Genomic DNA, 2,813 nt, shown 5'->3' with positions numbered 1-2,813 from the left:
GCGACCTCGGGTTCCGTGCCTGCGGGGGGCGGGGGGCCGTCGGGGTCGATATCGAAGATGCAGATGGGCGAGCCCACATCGACGGTGTCGCCCTCCCGGGCCACCAGTTTGCTGACGATGCCGTCCACGGGGCACGGCAGCTCCACCAGCGACTTGGCGGTCTCGATCTCCACGAGCGGCTGATTGATCTCCACGCGGTCGCCCACGGCGACGCGCCACGTCACAATGTCGGCCTCGGTGAGACCCTCACCCGCGTCGGGCAGTGGGAAATTCTGGAACTTCGGCATCGGAACTCCTAGTGCGCCATCACGGCGTCGATGGCGTCGAGAACTCGGTCGAGTGAGGGAAGGTAGTCGTGCTCGTGGGTCGAGCCCGGGTAAGGGGTGTGGAAGCCTCCCACGCGGAGCACGGGGGCCTCGAGGTGGAAAAACGCCAACTCGGTGATGCGGGCCGCGATCTCGGCGCCGGTGCCGAAGGCCACGGGCGCCTCGTGCACCACAACGGCCCGCCCGGTGCGCTTGACGGACGCCAGCACGGTGTCGAAGTCGATGGGAGAGAGGGACCGCAGGTCGATGACCTCCACGGAGATGTCGTCCTTGGCCGCGACCACGGCGGATTGCAGCGCGAGGCGCACGGTGGGGCCGTATGCCAGCAGCGTCACGTCCGTGCCGGGGCTCGCGACGCGGGCGCTGCCCATCTCGGCCGTGCCGTGCGACGCGCCGGCGTCGGCGTCGGCGTCCAGCTGTGTCGCGACGCGCGCCGTGTCCACCTCACCCTTGTCCCAGTAGCGAGCCTTGGGCTCGAAGAACATCACGGGGTCGGGCGAGGCGATCGCCTGCTGGATCATGTCGTAGCCGTCTTGCGGAGTGGCCGGGGTGACGATGCGCAAACCAGCCGTGTGCGCGAACAGCGCCTCGGGGCTTTCGGAGTGGTGCTCGATCGCGCCGATGCCGCCCGCGAAGGGCACTCGGATCACCACGGGCACGGTGATCCGGCCTTGAGAGCGGTAATGCAGCTTGGCCAGCGACGTGGTGATCTGGTCGTAGGCCGGGAAGATGAAGCCATCGAACTGGATCTCCACCACGGGCCGGTAGCCGCGCATCGCCATTCCGATCGCGGTGCCGACGATGCCGGACTCGGCCAACGGGGTGTCGATCACGCGCCGCTCGCCAAAGTCCTTGTGCAGGCCGTCGGTCACGCGGAACACGCCGCCGAGCGGGCCGATGTCTTCACCCATCAGCACCACCTTGGGGTCGCGATCCATGGCGGCGCGCAGGCCGGCGTTGATTGCGCCGGCGAGCGTCAGGGTCCGCACGCTGGAGGGCGCCTCCGACGCGTCGGCGCCCTGGGCTTTCGCCGTTGCCTTGGACGACGCGCTTGACGACGCCGCGGCGGTCATCGGGCCACCTCCGCATCGGCGAAGGTCGCCTCGTAACGCTCGAACCAGGCGCGCTCGGCCTCGACGCGGGCGTGGGGTTCCGCGTAGACGTGTTCAAAGATGAGGTGCTTGGGGGGCTTGGGCCATGAGCGCACAGCCTCACGGGTGCGCTTGCCCATCTCCTTGCATTCGGCCGTGACCGACTCGACAAAGTCCTCGGGAAGTTCGCCCATGGCGGTCAGATAGGTCTCGAGCCGCGCGATCGGGTCGCGTTCGCGCCAGTAGTCCTCGTCTGCGCTCGTGCGGTACTTGGTGGGGTCGTCGGACGTGGTGTGGGCTCCCATGCGGTACGTCAGGGCCTCGACCATCACGGGACCGGCGCCGGCGCGAGCGTGTTCCATGGCCCAGCGGGTGACGGCGTGCACCGCGATCACGTCGTTGCCGTCCACGCGCACGTTCTCCATGCCCACGCCATCGGCGCGCCTTGCGAGCGGCACCTTGGACTGGCGGGTGGTGGATTCGGAGATGGCGAACTGGTTGTTCTGCAGGAAGAACACGACGGGCGCGGTGTTGACGGAGGCGAAGACCAGCGCCTCGTTGAAGTCGCCTTGGCTGGTGGCGCCGTCGCCGAAGTAGCAGATCACGGCGCCGTCCGCCTCGGGATTGCCCGAGCCGACCAGGCCGTCCCAGTCCATCGCCTGGGCGTAGCCGACGGCGTGCAGGGTGTGTGCGCCGATCACCAGCGAGTAGAGGTGGAAGTTGTGGGCAGCCGGGTCCCAGGCGCCATGCTGGTGGCCGCGAAACGTGCGCAGGATCTCGGGCAGGTCGATGCCGCGCGTGAAGGCGACCCCGTGTTCCCGGTAGCTGGGGAACACATAGTCGGGGTTACGCAGCACGCTGGCGGAGCCGATCTGCGCGGCCTCCTGGCCGAGCGACGCGACCCACAGCCCCAATTCGCCCTGACGCTGCAGGCTGGTGGCCTCGTTGTCGAAGGCCCTCGTCATCATCATGTCGCGCCAGAAACCGCGCAGGTCATCGACGGTGATGTCCTCGGCGTACGGTCCAAACTTGGCGTTCTTGACGCGCTTGCCCTTGCGGTCAAGAAGGCGCACGAGTCCCTCTTCTGACAGCGGCCCAATGCCTGCCATGCAAACCCCTTTGCGGTCTCAGTGGTGCGGGTGCGTATACGCTCGCGGGAACGCCGCCATGCAACCTACGCAAGCGTAGGCTACGGTTCCGTAGGTTGGCAAGTAGGTGCTCCCTCACGCATAGCGACCAGCCTCAGTCCCCCTTGGCGGCGTCGGGTCTTCCGTCGGGCGTGGTCCCCGGCTTCGCCGCAGGCTTGGTTCCCGCCTGCGCCTCAGGCCCGGTCTCCGGCTTGGTCTCCGGCTTGGTCTCCGGCTTGGTCTCCGGCTTGGTCTCCGGCTTGGTCTCC

3 protein-coding genes are annotated in these 2,813 nt (G+C 68.2%); all 3 read right to left on the bottom strand.

Annotated elements, in window-relative coordinates; all coding sequences use genetic code 11:
* The coding region (locus QZZ29_RS08795; protein WP_291382658.1) for a biotin/lipoyl-containing protein at positions 1 to 287 on the bottom strand (287 nt) is incomplete at its 3' end.
* Positions 288 to 295: 8 nt separating this feature from the next.
* Positions 296 to 1,399: an alpha-ketoacid dehydrogenase subunit beta gene (locus QZZ29_RS08790; protein ID WP_291382657.1), complete on the bottom strand. Its 1,104-nt coding sequence runs from the start codon at positions 1,397 to 1,399 to the stop codon at positions 296 to 298.
* Positions 1,396 to 2,526 (bottom strand): pyruvate dehydrogenase (acetyl-transferring) E1 component subunit alpha, encoded by a 1,131-nt coding sequence (pdhA, locus tag QZZ29_RS08785; RefSeq protein WP_291382655.1) that lies wholly within the window; start codon positions 2,524 to 2,526, stop codon positions 1,396 to 1,398. Before pdhA ends, QZZ29_RS08790 begins: the two co-directional genes overlap by 4 nt.
* Between the last annotated feature and the right edge of the window lie 287 nt (positions 2,527 to 2,813).

Source organism: Demequina sp. (assembly GCF_016278765.1).
Classification (GTDB): domain Bacteria; phylum Actinomycetota; class Actinomycetes; order Actinomycetales; family Demequinaceae; genus Demequina.
This window is presented reverse-complemented; position numbering and strand designations above follow the sequence as displayed.